A 16,216-nucleotide genomic window follows, 5' to 3' on the forward strand; every position below is an offset into this window, starting at 1 on the left:
TTTCAGAACTCTGGTAACTGTTGAGCCAGGGGCGGTAGCGTGGGAAAAATAAATGCATAAATTTTCTGTTTTAATGTCTTTATATCATAAAGAAAAATGTCAATATCTAGATTCGTGCCTTAAAAGTCTTCAAAAACAAACAGTTCCTGCGGATGAAATCGTTATTGTGCTTGATGGACCAATACCAAAATCCTTACTGGACATAATTGAAATATGGCAAAATCTGTTACCAATAATTACAATCCCTCTTGAGAAGAATGTAGGACTAGGAAAAGCTCTTAATATAGGATTGCGAAAGTGCTCACATTCTCTTGTAGCTAGAATGGATACTGATGATTATGCACTTCCTTACAGATTTGAAAAACAAATTGAACAATTTTCTTTATATCCGGATCTGATTTTAATTGGAAGTAATGTTGATGAGTTTGACTGCGACTTGGACCAAAAAACGAGCAGCAAGAAGATACCTCTTTCAATGAAAGAAATAAAGGAATTCAGTATAAAAAGAAACCCCTTCAATCACATGACTGTAATGTTTAAAAAAGAAAAAATTATAACTGCTGGAGGTTATTTAGATCATCCATTAATGGAAGACTATAATCTTTGGTTAAGATGTTTGGCACTAAATTATCAAATGGCAAATATTGAGTCCTCACTTGTTAAAGTAAGGGCTGGAAATGAAATGGTTTCAAGAAGGAAAGGAATGAATTATTTAAAAAGTGAATATGATTTGTTTAAGTTGAAGAATTCATTGAAAATAGATAATGTTTTTAATAACTTTAGGATATTTTTATGTCGAGCTCTTTTGAGGTTAATCCCACTAACTTTATTGCGGATTATATATTCATTGAGGTGATATGAAAATTGCTATCATAGTAAATAGCCTAGAAAAAAAAGGGCCGGTTATAGTTGCTATCGAACTAGCAAAAAAATTAAGTGCGAAATTTAACAACGTAGATGTTATTTATTTAAAAAATAAGGGTAACGCATTCAAACACCATAATATAAATTATATCAAGTTCAGTTCACAAACGTTCTTTTCATTATATGAATATGATGTTGTGCATTCTCATTCTTTATTGCCGGATATGATAAATGCATTATCATGTCTATATACATGGAGAAGGAAAAGAAATGCAAATACAGTGAGCACCATCCACAATAATATTTTTTCAGACCTGAATAATGAATACGGATTTTTGAAAGCAAATATAATGAAGTTAGCATGGATGCTATCATGGACATTAATACAAACTAAAGTTTGTATCAGTAAAAGTATGCTATCCAGCTATGATCAACTCAACGTATTTAAAACAGGCAAATGGACTTATGTGTACAATACTGTAGAACGTCCTATGTTATCTGAGGCATCAGTTAAAGATATTAAGCAAATTGATATTCTAAAAAAATTAAAAGAGAATGGAAAAAAAATAATAGGTTCTTGTGCGGTAATTACTGAAAGAAAAGGGCTTCAATATCTTATAAATAGCGCACGTAATTTAAGTGATGACTATATAGTTATCATCGTGGGCGACGGGCCATATAAGCAACATTTAAATAAAATAATCAACGACAATAATATTCAAAACGTGATTCTTTTTGATAAAACTAATGAAGTCCATGCTTATATGAGACTTATTGATATTTATGCAATGCCTTCAATCTCTGAAGGTTTTGGATTGGCGGCTATTGAGGCAATTCAGACAGGCTGTAAATTAATTTGTAGCCGCATTAATACTTTCAAGGAATTGTTTGGGGACAATTGTCTCTATTTCGATTTAGACAATAATTTGGAGTTAGTTGAAGCAATAATGAAAGCTGATGCATTCAACTATACAGAGTTGAGAAAAATTGTTGATGAAAAGTTTAACGCAGAACAATTCGTTAAGGGATACTTAAAGGCATATCTAGATGATTAATAAACAAAATAATTTCTATCGGTTTTATTATTTTTGGAGTGTGCCGTGTGGCTTTTATATTTACGGGTTTTTCCCTGCCCCGTATTATTTGTCTTTCTTACTCGGGGTGGTTTTTTTTACGATTTGTAGCATAAGAAAAATAGACGTAAATACATTTGTATTGTTTTTTCTTAATATTTCTTACTTTTTTATTCTGCTCATATACTCAAAAGTTAATGTTTGGAGTTATTATTTTATAGGAATATTGACATTTTTACTTTTAGTGTCCCTGCGCGGAAACTTAACTGTAGAACATGCGAACCGTATAATATCTAAAACAGTAAGATTTTCCATTGCTCTTCTATCTATTGATACTATTCTCCGCTTTGCTTACCCGCGTGAAGAATATCTTGAAAAAATACAAGAGCAAGGGCATGTTGATTTCATATTTTATGGCTATAAACACAGTTTTCTTTTCCAGGATAGTAATTTTGTAGGGCTTTTTGCATTATCGATATATTTTTTGGTACGGAATAACATTAATCTCTTTAAATATCAAAAAATAACGATATGCTTATTAATTGTTATTTTGGTTCTAACATTTTCTCGCGCTGCCATTATTTCTTGCGCTCTAGTAGAGCTTATAATCATATTTAATCGCTCGCGTTTAAATTTCCGCTCTAAACTAGTGATTGTTATGATGTTGTTTTTACCAATATTATATGCGTTACTAAATATAGTCAGCCATTCTTCGGACCAAAGTTTTGAGTCTAAATTTATGTTGATTCATAAGTTCTTGAAAACATTTTCGGAAGCTGATTTGCTCCAAATATTTTTTGGTTGGGGTTTAGATAATACACGTGATCATTGGGGGATTGCAGCCCATAATTTATATAACACACTACTATTGGAAACTGGATTATTTGGTTTTTGTTTAGTTATTCTTTCGATATTATATTGTTGTATGATTAATAAAAGAACGAAATATCATGTGTTGAGTTTGGGTATTGCTAGCCTCTCATTTGGTCTAATTTTTACTCCGATTTTAATACCGCTTGCACTGAATATCATTTCAAACGGAGGTGAAAGTAAAAATGAGCATTACTGAAAAGATAATTTTCATATCTGGGTCACATGGAGTTTTTGGTGGTGGTCAAGTTTATCTTTATGAGTTGGATAAAGAGCTAAAGCGCAGAGGTATAGAATCTTGCGTTATGTCATCAGATTCAATTTATGACAGAAACCTTGAAATACCCCGAATAGATACATGGTCATATAAACTCAAAAATTTCGCTAAGCTTGTGAAAATACTTAAAAAGCATGATCCAGATAGAAAAGCAAAAATAGTATTAAATGATATAACATTATCTATGTTATCTCTCATATTAAGAATGCACGGATGGACAGTATATTCGTTGATACACATGAGCATTTTCAATACTAATATAAAATCAAAATTTGTAAAGTTGAGTTATCCAGTTATTCGTGCTTTTTTCATTAGATCGGGTTCCAAATTAATACTGAGTGTAAATAGAGAAAATGAAAAAATATTAGGTAAAAAAAGTCGATATATTGGTAATTTTACTGTTAACAAGTGGCAGGAAACTAGCCTTACAATTAAAGACATCGATTTTATTTATGTTGGTAGATTTGATGTCGAAAAGCAACCTCATCTTTTTGTTAATATCATGTGTGGTTTACGTGAAAAAGGGCTTTATTTTAAAGCGGTGATGATTGGTGATGGCAATTTGACCTCCGAGGTTGTTGAACTTATAAATAGAAAAAAATTAAATGATTTAATTGAATTTAAAGGATTCCTTGAACGGGATGAAATCCTTGCGTATTATGAGAAAGCAAAATTAATTATCATAACCAGTAAAACTGAAGGATTACCCACAGTGTTACTTGATGCTGCAACGAGAAATGTTGATTTCGTTTCACCACCACTTGGAAGTATCCCGTACATAAATAATTACTACAAGGTAGGAAAGGTACTTCCGCACAACGAAATGCAAAGGTATCTTGAGTTATTCATAAAAGATGAAGTCGCTAAACATCAATCTAATGAGAAATTAAAATTTTTCGCAGATAGTCACCACATTTCATCTTTTGCTCAAAAATTTTTAGAAATTATTAAATGAACATAAAATTTAGCATTGTTATACCTTTGTATAATAAAGAGCGTAATATTAGAGAAACCCTAAATAGCATCCTAAAACAAGATTTTAATGATTATGAAATTGTTGTAATTGATGATGGTTCTACTGACAACTCTCTTGACATTGTATCTTCTCTTGCCCGAACCTCGGAGAGGATAAAATTATACAGATACGACAATGCAGGGGTATCTATTGCGCGAAATCGTGGAATTGAAAAGTCAAGAGGTGCATTCATTATATTTTTGGATGCTGATGATGTATTATTTGATGGATACTTATTGGATGCAAATGAAACAGTTGATAAGATCAATGGTGATTTTGCATTATTGGGATATAACTATCAGATAAATAATAAACCAAATGTGCCTTTAGATTATCCAGAAGGATATGTTAATTATTTTGAACTTTATTTGAAATTTGGACCACCATTTTGCTCGTCATCTGTAATTATGAACAAAATATGTATAAACGATTCATCGGAAACATTTCCTCCGGGGGAGTGGTTGGGTGAGGATATATATGCTTGGTCAAAAATAATACTGAGGGGTGGGAGGGTGTACTTTAGGAATAAAGTTGCATCCAAATATGTTATTGAAGCATCTGGAGCGATGAAAAAGAAAAAAACTTTAATTAAGTTACTTAGGGATGATTCAGAGCTAATTTCAAATGAACAATGTTTTTTAGATTTCCTTCTTTTACATAAAAAAGATTATCTAAGAAGTTGTTTAGTAAATGGTGACTATAATGAAGTGAGAAGTTTTCTTGCCAATAATAAAGATAAGGGATTGAGACTATATAAGATGATCGGCTATATACCATATATCATCATTAAAATCATACTAATATTAAAAAGGAAGTTTAAATGAAAAATTTGGTTCTCGGATATTTCGACCTTAATTTTGGCGACGATTGGTTAATACACCAGTTTATCAATGATTATGATCTTGATAATGTAATTTTACTGATGAATAATTCTCATCTTTTCACTCCATACGCTAACAATCAAAATATTAGTTTCTCAGGAAAGTCAGGTAAACTGAAGTCGTTTCTTTTTTGTGATGAGTTAGATATAGTTGGTGGTTCTATGTTCCAACAAGGTGATAATTGGTTAAGACATTACTGTAAGCTATATGTACTTGTTAACATTGCTAAAATGTTGAATAAAAAAATTCGCATTATAGGGTGTAACATCAATAAAAATGACAGTAAGGTGTTAAATTTTATTTTAAGACGCATTTTCAGAAAGGTTGATTCAATAAGGGTGCGTGATAAAAAATCATATGATCTTTTTGTCGGACATTTTGGACTAAAAAGTGAAGTGGTCGAGTTGTCATTAGATTTGGCAGATAAATCCATTAGTTTCCAACATAATAAAAAAAATTATTGTGCCGTTTCAATAATAAATAACTCCAAAATTGACAAGGCGCATTATTTTAGTTGGTTGTTAAATAAAATAAAAAAAATTCACTCTTCACATCACGTCAAAGATTTTATTTTCTATGCTTTTGATTCAGGAAATGAGTCAGATGAGAAAGCTGTATTGCAATTTTTAGAATTTGCAAAATATGATATAATTGATTTAAATTTAAGAATTAAAACTGAGATATATAAAGGCGATGTAAGCGGATTTATAAAGAGTTGGCAGGAGAGTGATTTTGCATTATGCACCAGGTTTCATTCATATATCTTAGCTCGTAATTCAATGCAACACTTTGAGATATATAACTATTCCCCGAAGATTGAAGAATATATAATGACACATCATCCGCATGAGTTGAGATATTTAAATGTTAGCTAATCTATTAATCCCTTTAGCATCATTTGGGATAGTTTCTCTGTTTAGTGTTTTCATGACACCTTTTTTTATTTCGTATTTTAATTATGAAGGGCTTGGCGTAATTTCAAATACGAATGCTGCATTACAATCTCTTTTCTTTATAGGAGGTGCACTGACAACCGTTTATTCAAGGGCTTATAGCAATAATGAATCACTTTGCTCTAAATCTTCAGTTATGGCTGAGCTTAATAACCTACTTTCTTGGTTGTCACTGTTATCTATTCTGTGTTGCGTTGGCATAGGGTTTTATGCTTTAAATAAAAATGACACTGTGTTTTGGTACTATTCGATAGCCTTTATGTCGTGTGCTATAATTATCAAGTCTCAATCCTATACATTAATCCCATTTTCAAAAAATAAAATTTATGTTAACTCGTTAATTGATTCTGGCCGAACTATTGTAAGAAATATCATCTGTTTGGCAATCGTTATGTTTTTCATTAAAGATATAAGTGCTAATGCTATTGCGATGTTTGTATCGGCGTTAGTTATTTTGTTTGTGTTGATGTTCTTTTATCCTTCCAATAAAATATTTATCATTTCGAAGGTCAAGTTAAACGATAATATGAAAAATTCACTATGGGTATGTATTAATCAAGGAGGGGCATACCTTTTTTCTTTTGCTGATATTGTTATGGTGAATGTATTATTAGGGCATTTTTTGGGGGGGGTGTATTCCTTGCTGATACAGTTACCTCTCCTCTTTAAAACCATAGGTTCGGTTGCGCAAAATAGCATTTCAAGTTTTGTCGTAAAGTTTGCTGTTCTATCAAAAGATGATACTAAAACAGTGGGTAATGTGCTGTTTAAGTGTTTCCTTTTTTATTCATTTTTCATTGGAACAGCTTTTGTTTTATTAGCGCAGTATAAATATTTGATTTTTAAAACATGGTTAGGAGAAGGTGTGAACCTAAACATCCTGAATAATTTTGATTATATTTGTTATTTTATGATGAGTGTATCCATTTTATCTCTTACCAATATATTCCTTGCGGGTTGGGGTTTTTTTTCTTTCCCTGCAAAAATGACCGTGTTATTTTCTGTGATGTCTTTGTTTCTCGTGGTTATTTATAACTTCTTTTTTGAAGATATTACATATATTATTGTTTTTACTATAATTTATAGCTTCCTACTTTTAAAAAATATAATTTGTCTATTGTTTTTTTATATTTCATCAAAAATAGGCGTATTAAAGTTTTTTTCGCTCATTATTTTTTCATTTTTAATGGTATTAGTGATTTTCATATTAACCACTTCTATAAGAAAAGCAGTTACTAATGAAATGCTTTCTTTAAGCATCTCAGTAATAATTTTGGCAGTTCTTTCCCTGCCTTTGTTAAAAATGTTCAGAGATTTTAAAGTGTTATTGAACGAGAAGTTAACACCTTAGGAGTGTTTCGGATGACTATTCTTCTTACTGGCGGTTTAGGATATATTGGTTCTCATACAGCAGTGACTCTGATAGAGAAGGGTTATGATATAATCATTTTTGATAATCTTTCAAATTCTAATATTGAGATGGTTGACAGAATAAAAGAAATTACCAATGCCAACTTTTCTTTTGTTAAAGGTGATGTTCGCGACGTAAATGATTTGAAACAAGTTTTCCGTGCGGGTAATATATCACATGTAATACATTTTGCGGGGTTGAAATCTGTTGGGGAATCATCCTCTAATCCACTGAATTATTATGAAGTAAATGTTATCGGTACTTTCAATTTATTGAAGGTTATGATTGCTTCAAATGTCTCAAGTTTAATTTTTAGTTCTTCAGCAACCGTTTATGGTAACCCCGAAACAATCCCGTTGAATGAAGACTGTAGAACTGGAGATATAACTAACCCCTATGGTAATACTAAGTTTGTTGCTGAAATTATGCTAAAAGATGCGCTTAAAGCATACCCGAGGATGAAAATAACATTACTTCGCTATTTTAATCCAATCGGTGCGCATCCTTCTGCTCTTATAGGTGAAAAGCCAACAGGTATACCTAATAATCTAGTTCCTTATCTTGCAAAAGTAGCAGCAGGCGAATTAGATTGTCTGTCGATATTTGGGCAAGATTATAATACTAAAGATGGGACGGGGGTAAGAGACTTTATTCACGTAATGGACTTAGCTGAAGGACATGCTGCTGTAATAGATAAAAATGATACGTTAGATAATTTCAACGTATTTAATCTTGGCACTGGAGTAGGTTATTCTGTTCTCGAGTTAATTAAAACATTTGAATCTATTTCAGGCAAGAAAATCAATTATAAATACGTAGAACGCAGGCCGGGTGATGTGGGGGAATGCTGGTCAAACCCAATTTTAGCTTACCAAAAACTAGATTGGCAGGCAAAAAGAAATCTCAAGGAAATGCTCTTAGATGCATGGCGTTGGGAAATGAAAAGTACCATTGCTAAATAAAACAATGCTTTTACCAAGGAATATATATTTCATGCCGAGAGTGCATCAAATCATTATTTTAAGCTATTAGTAGGAAAAAGAATTCTTTTGCGTTATTGTAAACTTTTACTGGAAACGTATAATCTTCTTGATAAGACCTGACAGGAGTATGTAATGTCCAAGCAACAGATCGGCGTTGTCGGTATGGCAGTGATGGGGCGCAACCTGGCGCTCAACATCGAAAGCCGTGGTTATACCGTCTCCGTTTTCAACCGCTCCCGTGATAAGACCGAAGAAGTGATTGCCGAAAACCCGGGCAAAAAACTGGTTCCGTTCTATACGGTGAAAGAGTTTGTTGAGTCCCTGGAAACGCCTCGTCGTATCCTGTTAATGGTGAAAGCGGGCGCGGGTACTGATGCAGCTATCGACTCCCTGAAGCCTTACCTCGAAAAAGGTGACATCATCATTGATGGCGGTAACACCTTCTTCCAGGACACCATTCGTCGCAACCGTGAACTGTCTGCTGAAGGTTTCAACTTCATCGGTACCGGTGTTTCCGGTGGTGAAGAGGGCGCACTGAAAGGCCCATCTATCATGCCTGGTGGTCAGAAAGAGGCGTACGAACTGGTTGCGCCAATCCTGACAAAAATCGCTGCGGTTGCGGAAGATGGCGAGCCGTGTGTGACCTATATTGGTCCGGACGGTGCAGGCCATTACGTGAAGATGGTTCACAACGGCATCGAATACGGTGACATGCAGCTCATCGCAGAAGCTTACTCCCTGCTGAAAGGCGGCCTGAACCTCTCTAACGAAGAACTGGCTGAAACCTTTACCGAGTGGAACAAAGGCGAACTGAACAGCTACCTGATTGACATCACCAAAGATATCTTCACTAAGAAAGATGAAGAGGGTAAATACCTGGTTGATGTGATTCTGGACGAAGCTGCGAACAAAGGTACCGGTAAATGGACCAGCCAGAGCTCTCTGGATCTTGGTGAACCGCTGTCTCTGATCACCGAATCCGTCTTTGCGCGTTACATCTCTTCCCTGAAAGAACAGCGTGTTGCGGCATCCAAAGTGTTGTCTGGCCCACAGGCTAAACCCGCGGGTGATAAAGCTGAATTCGTCGAGAAAGTTCGCCGAGCTCTGTACCTGGGTAAAATCGTCTCTTACGCGCAGGGCTTCTCTCAGCTGCGTGCCGCGTCAGACGAGAACAACTGGGATCTGAACTACGGTGAGATCGCGAAGATCTTCCGCGCAGGTTGCATCATTCGTGCACAATTCCTGCAGAAAATTACCGATGCTTATGCGGAAAACGCGGGTATTGCTAACCTTCTGCTGGCGCCATACTTCAAGAAGATCGCTGACGAATACCAGCAGGCGTTGCGCGATGTGGTTGCTTATGCCGTTCAGAACGGTATACCAGTACCAACCTTCTCCGCAGCAGTGGCGTACTACGACAGCTACCGCGCTGCCGTTCTGCCTGCGAACCTGATTCAGGCGCAGCGCGACTATTTTGGCGCGCATACCTACAAGCGCACTGATAAAGAAGGCGTGTTCCACACAGAATGGTTGGATTAATCTGATTCTGCCATTCCATAAAGCCCGGTAGCGATACCGGGCTTTTTTATCTTGTAAAATCCACTCAACTCACTTTAACGGAATAGACTGCGTGAAAATTCTAGTTACTGGCGGTGCCGGGTTTATTGGCTCCGCGGTTATACGACATATTATTAGCAATACTCAGGATAGCGTTGTTAACGTTGATAAATTAACCTATGCCGGTAACCTGGAATCCTTGCGTGAAGTAAGTGATAGTGAACGTTACGTTTTTGAGCATGCTGATATATGCGATAAAAATGCCATAGAACGTATATTTGCCACTCATCAGCCTGACGCGGTGATGCATTTGGCAGCTGAAAGCCATGTTGACCGTTCTATTACTGGACCGGCTGAATTCATTGAAACCAATATTCTTGGCACCTATGTTTTGTTAGAGGTCAGCCGTTCTTACTGGTCGTCACTGAACGGAGCAGCAAGATCTGCATTTCGTTTTCATCACATTTCAACTGATGAAGTATATGGTGATTTGCCTCATCCAGACGAATATCATGAAGCTACTCCGTTGCCACTCTTTACTGAAAAAACGGCATATGCACCAAGTAGCCCTTACTCAGCATCGAAAGCTTCCAGCGATCATTTAGTGCGCGCGTGGATACGTACCTACGGTCTGCCGGGAATTGTGACAAACTGTTCCAATAACTATGGGCCTTACCATTTTCCGGAAAAACTCATTCCACTTGTCATCCTGAATGCTCTGGAAAGTAAACCCTTACCCATTTACGGTAAGGGCGATCAGATCCGCGACTGGTTATACGTGGAAGATCATGCGCGTGCACTTTATACCGTTCTGACAACGGGTGTCGTGGGGCAAACGTATAATATTGGCGGGTACAACGAGAAGAAAAATATCGAGGTTGTACACACCATATGCGATCTGCTGGATGAAATCGTGCCCAAGGAACGATCCTATCGGGAACAAATTACTTATGTTACTGACCGTCCAGGGCACGACCGCCGTTACGCGATCGACGCTCACAAAATCAGTGCCGAACTGGGCTGGAAACCGCTTGAAACCTTTGAAAGTGGTATTCGCAAAACCGTTGAGTGGTATTTGAACAATCAGAAATGGGTTTCTAATGTTAAAAGTGGCGCCTATAAAAGCTGGATTGATCAGAATTATGGGGAACGTAAGTAATGATTAAGCGTAAAGGTATCATTTTAGCTGGCGGATCTGGCACACGTCTTTACCCCGTCACGATGGCGGTAAGTAAACAATTGTTGCCGATTTACGATAAGCCGATGATCTATTATCCGCTATCAACACTGATGCTTGCTGGCATCAGGGACATCCTTATTATCAGCACGCCACAGGATACGCCGCGTTTTGAGCAACTGCTGGGTGATGGTAGCCAGTGGGGGCTGCGTCTGCAGTATAAAGTGCAACCGAGCCCCGACGGGCTTGCTCAGGCCTTTATCCTTGGCGAAGAGTTTATCGGAAACGACAACTGTGCTCTGGTGTTAGGGGATAACATTTTCTATGGACATGACCTTCCGCGACTGCTTGAAGGGGCTGCAAGTCAGGAAGAAGGGGCGACCGTTTTTGCCTATCATGTCAGCGATCCGGAGCGTTATGGTGTTGTTGAATTTGACAAAGAAGGGACCGTAATTGGCCTTGAGGAGAAACCTCAACAACCCAAAAGTAATTACGCCATAACCGGTCTTTATTTTTATGACAATGATGTCATTGAGATGGCTAAAAGTTTGAGCCCATCGGATAGGGGTGAATTGGAAATCACCGATATCAACCGTCTTTATATGCAACAGGGCAGATTGTCTGTCGCAATGATGAGACGAGGATACGCCTGGCTGGACACCGGAACACACCAAAGTATGATTGAGGCCAGCAATTTTATTGCCACGATTGAAGAACGGCAGGGATTAAAAGTATCTTGCCCTGAAGAGATCGCGTTCCGTAGAGGTTTTATCGATGCAGGGCAACTTAGGGTACTGTCAGAACCATTGAAAAAAACTGGTTACGGCCAATATTTGCTCAATCTTACTAAGGGATTAGTCTGATTTGATTCAGCTTACCGCTTGCTCGTTACTGGCTGTGATAATCGTTTAATTGCCCATCGTTGCTGGAGTACAGGTGTTTTACACAGCGTTTTTTAATGCTTGATGCTGGAATTAAACCTTCTTCGCTAAATCTGGGTAACTTGACAGTGAAATATCATTAGCGATAAAAAACCATCAGTTACTCATTGTAGTGGTCTTTTAAAGGCCATCTGAAACTCAAACTTGAAGAAATCAAACGAATGAAAATAACTATCTCCGGAACTGGCTATGTCGGTCTTTCTAATGGCATTCTGATTGCCCAGAACCATGAAGTGGTTGCGCTGGATATCGTGCAGGCCAAAGTGGATATGCTGAATCAGAAGAAATCTCCGATCGTCGACAAAGAGATTGAAGAGTATCTGGCGAACAAACCGCTGAATTTCCGTGCTACCACCGATAAAGAAGATGCTTATCGTGATGCGGACTTTGTCATCATTGCGACCCCAACAGACTACGATCCAAAAACCAACTATTTCAACACTTCGACGGTTGAAGCGGTGATCAAAGACGTTATCGCGATTAATCCGAATGCAGTGATGATCATTAAGTCGACCATTCCGGTCGGTTTTACTAAATCAATCAAAGAAGAGCTGGGTATTGATAATGTCTTCTTCTCGCCAGAGTTTCTGCGCGAGGGCAGGGCGTTATACGATAACCTGCACCCATCCCGTATCGTGATCGGTGAGCGCTCTGAGCGTGCGGAGCGTTTTGCTGCATTGCTGCAGGAAGGCGCAATCAAGAAAGATATCCCGGTGCTGTTTACCGATTCCACCGAAGCCGAAGCGATCAAGCTGTTCGCAAATACCTACCTGGCAATGCGTGTCGCTTACTTCAACGAGCTGGACAGCTATGCCGAGAGTCTGGGCCTGAATACCCGCCAGATCATCGAAGGCGTGTGCCTCGACCCGCGTATTGGTAACCATTACAACAACCCGTCGTTTGGCTACGGCGGTTACTGCCTGCCAAAAGATACCAAGCAGCTGCTGGCAAACTATCAGGCGGTGCCTAACAATTTGATTTCCGCGATTGTGGATGCCAACCGCACGCGTAAAGACTTCATTTCTGATTCCATTCTGGCGCGTCAGCCAAAAGTGGTGGGTGTCTATCGTCTGATCATGAAGAGCGGTTCTGATAACTTCCGCGCCTCTTCCATTCAGGGGATCATGAAGCGTATTAAGGCGAAAGGCGTGCAGGTCATTATCTATGAACCAGCGATGCAGGAAGACGAGTTCTTCCACTCCCGTGTGGTTCGCGATCTGGACGCTTTCAAGAAAGAAGCGGATGTGATTATCTCGAACCGTATGGCGGAAGAGCTGGCAGATGTGGCGGATAAGGTTTATACCCGCGATCTGTTTGGTAGCGACTAATCTCCTTTCTACCGCACATAAAAAACCCGGCTCATGCGCCGGGTTTTTTTGTATTAAACCTTATAGAAATTACGGTACCAGTCGACAAAGTTCTTCACTCCGTCTTTTACCGAGGTATGCGGTTTAAATCCAATGACGTCATACAACGCCTTCGTATCGGCGCTGGTTTCCAGCACGTCACCGGGCTGGATGGGCATCATGTTTTTTTCTGCCTTTTTACCTAACGCATCTTCCAGCGCGGTAATGTAATCCATCAATTCGACAGGCGAGCTGTTACCGATGTTGTAGACGCGATACGGCGCGGAGCTGGTCGCTGGCGAACCGGTCTCAACGGTCCAGTTCGCATCAGCCTGAGGGATCACATCCTGCAGGCGGATGATCGCTTCAGCGATATCATCGATGTAGGTGAAGTCACGCTTCATCTTGCCGTAGTTGTAGACATCGATACTCTTGCCTTCAATCATCGCTTTGGTGAACTTGAACAGCGCCATGTCCGGGCGTCCCCACGGACCGTACACGGTAAAGAAACGCAGGCCAGTTGTTGGCAGGTTATAGAGATGCGAGTAAGTGTGCGACATCAGCTCGTTGGCTTTTTTGGTCGCAGCATAAAGTGAGACGGGATGATCGACCGAGTCGTCAGTCGAAAAAGGCATCTTGCGATTAAGGCCGTAAACGGAGCTGGAAGACGCATACAGAAGATGCTGTACCTTGTGATGGCGACAGCCTTCCAGCACGTTGAGGTGCCCTACCAGATTGGCATCTGCATAGGCATGAGGATTTTCAAGCGAGTAGCGTACACCTGCCTGAGCGGCCAGGTGGATGACGCGATCAAATTTCTCACGGGCGAACAGTGCGGCCATGCCTTCACGGTCGGCCAGGTCAAGCTTGTGGAAGGCGAAATTATCAGATGTCAGCAGATCCAGACGTGCCAGCTTAAGATTGACATCATAGTAGTCATTCAGGTTATCAATACCGACGACCTGATGACCGGCATCCAGGAGTCGTTTGCTGACATTTGCGCCGATAAAGCCTGCTGCACCCGTTACCAGAAATTTCATACCTTCCCTCATAAATATGTGTTCTTACTGATGCCATCACGCATCACGTTGCGTCTATCATAGCGCGGCGGATGCCAGTTACATAACCCATCTTTCCGATTTAACTCATCGGATTCTTATAGAAAAATCCGTAGCAACAGATACACTATGTGAACATGTTTATTTTTGCCCTTTATCATCTGTTAGGGATTGTATGACGCAGAACGACAATAACCTGGTCAGCAGAAGTAATGACCCGGAGCAAATTGATTTACTTGATTTAGTGCTGCAACTGTGGCGTGGGAAGTGGGTTGTTGGAGCTTTTGTTGCTGTATTTATCATATTGGCTGGGATCTACATTACCGTAGCAAAAGAGAAATGGACATCGTCCGCCATCATTGCCCAGCCGGATGCCGCGCAGATTGCAACGTATGCAAATGCATTGAACATCCTTTATGGTGGTGCCGCACCGTCAATTTTGGATATCCAGACCCGTGCAATCGGTCGTTTTAATTCATCTTTTTCAGCATTAGCGCAGGCGCTTGAAAATCAGGAAATTTCGGAAAAGCTAACCATCGATTCCACGGTTAAGGGACAAGCATTTCCATTGACCGTCAGTTATGTTGGTGAAACTGCCGAAGCTGCGCAAAAGCAGCTTGCCCAGTATATTCAGCAGGTTGATGAACAGACGGCGAAAGAACTGGCGCTTGACCTAAAAGATAACATTAAGCAGCAGATCACAACCCTGAATGACTCCCTGGAGAACCAGGAGAAAGTTTCTCAGGAGCAAAAAGATCTGCGTATCAAACAGATTACTGAAGCGCTGAAGAACGCAGAGGCAGCGAAAATCACGTCTCCACAGATTCAGCAAACTCAGGACGTAACGCAGGAAACCATGTTCCTGCTGGGCAGCGAAGCGTTGAAATCGATGATTGAAAACGAAGCGTCACGTCCACTGGTGTTCTCTGGAGCGTACTATCAGACTAAGCAGAACTTGCTGGATATTGAAAAACTAAATGTGAATCCAGACACTATCCACGTCTATCGCTATGTAATGAAACCGAATCTCCCAGTTCGACGTGACAGTCCGAAAAAGGCTATCACTCTGATCCTTGCCGTACTTCTTGGCGGGATTATTGGTTCGGGTGTGGTGTTGGGTCGCAACGCATTGCGGAACTACAAGCCAAAAGCGTGATTCTCATCAGATAAAAAAGCCGGAGATTATCTCCGGCTTTTTTATTGTCATCCCTAAACCACCTCCTGGGGAGGTGGTGATTGTTCCTGTAAGGCTCTAGCCTGAAGAATGCCCATGTCGGAATATCTTTGCTTACTCACCACAAGTAAAAGGAGACAAACCGACATGGGGCTTTACAGGAGTTCATCACATGTATATTGGCGTTGTAAATACCACATAGTCTGGACGCCGAAGTGCCGTTTCAGGATCCTGAAAGATAAGCTGGGTAAAGAACTTTACAGGACAATCTACATTCTCTGCGGAATCAAAGATTGTGAGGTTCTGGAGCTAAATGTTCAGCCAGATCATGTACATCTTGTTGTCATTGTCCCACCGAAAATCTCTATATCCACTCTGATGGGGCATCTGAAAGGCCGCGGCGCTATCAGGCTCTACAATCGTTTTCCGCACATAAGGAAGAAGCTATGGGGCAATCATTTTTGGTCCCGCGGATACTTTGTAGATACGGTGGGGGTAAATGAAGAAATAATCAGACGATATGTGCGGCATCAGGAGAAAACGGAACAGACACATGAACAGTTGATGGAATTGTTTGAGTAGTTAGTGGAAAGTGATAGTAGCCCCCCTTACAGGGGGCATTCTCAAAAGCCACCT

General features: G+C 39.4%; 15 protein-coding genes. 14 read left to right on the forward strand and 1 reads right to left on the reverse strand.

Annotated features, from left to right (window positions below; translation table 11 throughout):
• The first annotated feature begins 52 nt into the window (after positions 1-52).
• The 12 genes from QRN24_RS07565 (at position 53) to ugd (ending at position 13,330) form a co-directional block, all read left to right on the forward strand.
• Positions 53-856, forward strand: a complete 804-nt coding sequence (locus tag QRN24_RS07565) for a glycosyltransferase (protein ID WP_284942566.1) — start codon at positions 53-55, stop codon at positions 854-856.
• 1 nt (position 857) lies between these two features.
• The gene (locus QRN24_RS07570; protein ID WP_284942567.1) at positions 858-1,919 is read left to right on the forward strand and encodes a glycosyltransferase family 4 protein; all 1,062 of its coding nucleotides are present in this window, start codon (positions 858-860) and stop codon (positions 1,917-1,919) included.
• Positions 1,912-3,006: an O-antigen ligase family protein gene (locus QRN24_RS07575; protein ID WP_284942569.1), complete on the forward strand. Its 1,095-nt coding sequence runs from the start codon at positions 1,912-1,914 to the stop codon at positions 3,004-3,006. The genes QRN24_RS07570 and QRN24_RS07575 overlap by 8 nt, the downstream gene beginning before the upstream one ends.
• On the forward strand, positions 2,993-4,039 hold the full coding sequence (locus QRN24_RS07580) for a glycosyltransferase family 4 protein (protein WP_284942571.1): 1,047 nt from the start codon (positions 2,993-2,995) through the stop codon (positions 4,037-4,039). The genes QRN24_RS07575 and QRN24_RS07580 overlap by 14 nt, the downstream gene beginning before the upstream one ends.
• Positions 4,036-4,923, forward strand: a complete 888-nt coding sequence (locus QRN24_RS07585; protein ID WP_284942573.1) for a glycosyltransferase family 2 protein — start codon at positions 4,036-4,038, stop codon at positions 4,921-4,923. Before QRN24_RS07580 ends, QRN24_RS07585 begins: the two co-directional genes overlap by 4 nt.
• The gene (locus tag QRN24_RS07590) at positions 4,920-5,855 is read left to right on the forward strand and encodes a polysaccharide pyruvyl transferase family protein (RefSeq protein WP_284942575.1); all 936 of its coding nucleotides are present in this window, start codon (positions 4,920-4,922) and stop codon (positions 5,853-5,855) included. Before QRN24_RS07585 ends, QRN24_RS07590 begins: the two co-directional genes overlap by 4 nt.
• A complete protein-coding gene (locus tag QRN24_RS07595) occupies positions 5,845-7,284 on the forward strand; it encodes a hypothetical protein (protein WP_284942577.1) in 1,440 nt (479 codons plus the stop codon). The genes QRN24_RS07590 and QRN24_RS07595 overlap by 11 nt, the downstream gene beginning before the upstream one ends.
• 11 nt (positions 7,285-7,295) lie before the next feature.
• Entirely contained in the window at positions 7,296-8,306 is a 1,011-nt protein-coding gene (gene galE, locus QRN24_RS07600) for a UDP-glucose 4-epimerase GalE (RefSeq protein ID WP_284942579.1), read from the forward strand.
• A 153-nt stretch (positions 8,307-8,459) separates the two neighbouring features.
• Entirely contained in the window at positions 8,460-9,866 is a 1,407-nt protein-coding gene (gene gnd / locus QRN24_RS07605; RefSeq protein WP_023325612.1) for an NADP-dependent phosphogluconate dehydrogenase, read from the forward strand.
• Between the two features lie 91 nt (positions 9,867-9,957).
• Positions 9,958-11,043, forward strand: coding sequence for a dTDP-glucose 4,6-dehydratase (rfbB, locus tag QRN24_RS07610; RefSeq protein WP_284942582.1), 1,086 nt, complete (start codon positions 9,958-9,960; stop codon positions 11,041-11,043).
• The gene (gene rfbA, locus QRN24_RS07615; RefSeq protein WP_284942584.1) at positions 11,043-11,924 is read left to right on the forward strand and encodes a glucose-1-phosphate thymidylyltransferase RfbA; all 882 of its coding nucleotides are present in this window, start codon (positions 11,043-11,045) and stop codon (positions 11,922-11,924) included. The genes rfbB and rfbA overlap by 1 nt, the downstream gene beginning before the upstream one ends.
• A 239-nt stretch (positions 11,925-12,163) precedes the next feature.
• Positions 12,164-13,330: a UDP-glucose 6-dehydrogenase gene (gene ugd, locus QRN24_RS07620; protein ID WP_284942586.1), complete on the forward strand. Its 1,167-nt coding sequence runs from the start codon at positions 12,164-12,166 to the stop codon at positions 13,328-13,330.
• A gap of 53 nt (positions 13,331-13,383) precedes the next feature.
• Here ugd and QRN24_RS07625 read toward each other — a convergent pair whose 3' ends face one another.
• Complete coding sequence (locus QRN24_RS07625; RefSeq protein WP_284942587.1) at positions 13,384-14,388, reverse strand: NAD-dependent epimerase; 1,005 nt, start codon at positions 14,386-14,388, stop codon at positions 13,384-13,386.
• A 193-nt stretch (positions 14,389-14,581) separates the two neighbouring features.
• On the opposite strand from QRN24_RS07625, the gene wzzB reads away from it, so the two are divergent.
• Together wzzB and tnpA are read left to right on the forward strand one after the other, a co-directional pair.
• A complete protein-coding gene (gene wzzB, locus QRN24_RS07630) occupies positions 14,582-15,562 on the forward strand; it encodes an LPS O-antigen chain length determinant protein WzzB (protein ID WP_284942588.1) in 981 nt (326 codons plus the stop codon).
• A 165-nt stretch (positions 15,563-15,727) separates the two neighbouring features.
• Positions 15,728-16,162, forward strand: coding sequence for an IS200/IS605 family transposase (tnpA, locus tag QRN24_RS07635; RefSeq protein WP_284942635.1), 435 nt, complete (start codon positions 15,728-15,730; stop codon positions 16,160-16,162).
• Positions 16,163-16,216: the final 54 nt, after the last annotated feature.

Source organism: Enterobacter sp. MEB024 (assembly GCF_030209635.1).
Taxonomy (GTDB): domain Bacteria; phylum Pseudomonadota; class Gammaproteobacteria; order Enterobacterales; family Enterobacteriaceae; genus Enterobacter; species Enterobacter ludwigii.

What these genes read in the sequence shown, in the direction of transcription:
- QRN24_RS07565 (WP_284942566.1), top strand. Translation starts at nt 53, where the DNA reads ATGCATAAATTTTCTGTTTTAATGTCTTTATATCATAAAGAAAAATGT.
- QRN24_RS07570 (WP_284942567.1), top strand. Translation starts at nt 858, where the DNA reads ATGAAAATTGCTATCATAGTAAATAGCCTAGAAAAAAAAGGGCCGGTT.
- QRN24_RS07575 (WP_284942569.1), top strand. Translation starts at nt 1,912, where the DNA reads ATGATTAATAAACAAAATAATTTCTATCGGTTTTATTATTTTTGGAGT.
- QRN24_RS07580 (WP_284942571.1), top strand. Translation starts at nt 2,993, where the DNA reads ATGAGCATTACTGAAAAGATAATTTTCATATCTGGGTCACATGGAGTT.
- QRN24_RS07585 (WP_284942573.1), top strand. Translation starts at nt 4,036, where the DNA reads ATGAACATAAAATTTAGCATTGTTATACCTTTGTATAATAAAGAGCGT.
- QRN24_RS07590 (WP_284942575.1), top strand. Translation starts at nt 4,920, where the DNA reads ATGAAAAATTTGGTTCTCGGATATTTCGACCTTAATTTTGGCGACGAT.
- QRN24_RS07595 (WP_284942577.1), top strand. Translation starts at nt 5,845, where the DNA reads ATGTTAGCTAATCTATTAATCCCTTTAGCATCATTTGGGATAGTTTCT.
- galE (WP_284942579.1), top strand. Translation starts at nt 7,296, where the DNA reads ATGACTATTCTTCTTACTGGCGGTTTAGGATATATTGGTTCTCATACA.
- gnd (WP_023325612.1), top strand. Translation starts at nt 8,460, where the DNA reads ATGTCCAAGCAACAGATCGGCGTTGTCGGTATGGCAGTGATGGGGCGC.
- rfbA (WP_284942584.1), top strand. Translation starts at nt 11,043, where the DNA reads ATGATTAAGCGTAAAGGTATCATTTTAGCTGGCGGATCTGGCACACGT.
- ugd (WP_284942586.1), top strand. Translation starts at nt 12,164, where the DNA reads ATGAAAATAACTATCTCCGGAACTGGCTATGTCGGTCTTTCTAATGGC.
- QRN24_RS07625 (WP_284942587.1), bottom strand. Translation starts at nt 14,388, where the DNA reads ATGAAATTTCTGGTAACGGGTGCAGCAGGCTTTATCGGCGCAAATGTC.
- wzzB (WP_284942588.1), top strand. Translation starts at nt 14,582, where the DNA reads ATGACGCAGAACGACAATAACCTGGTCAGCAGAAGTAATGACCCGGAG.
- tnpA (WP_284942635.1), top strand. Translation starts at nt 15,728, where the DNA reads ATGGGGCTTTACAGGAGTTCATCACATGTATATTGGCGTTGTAAATAC.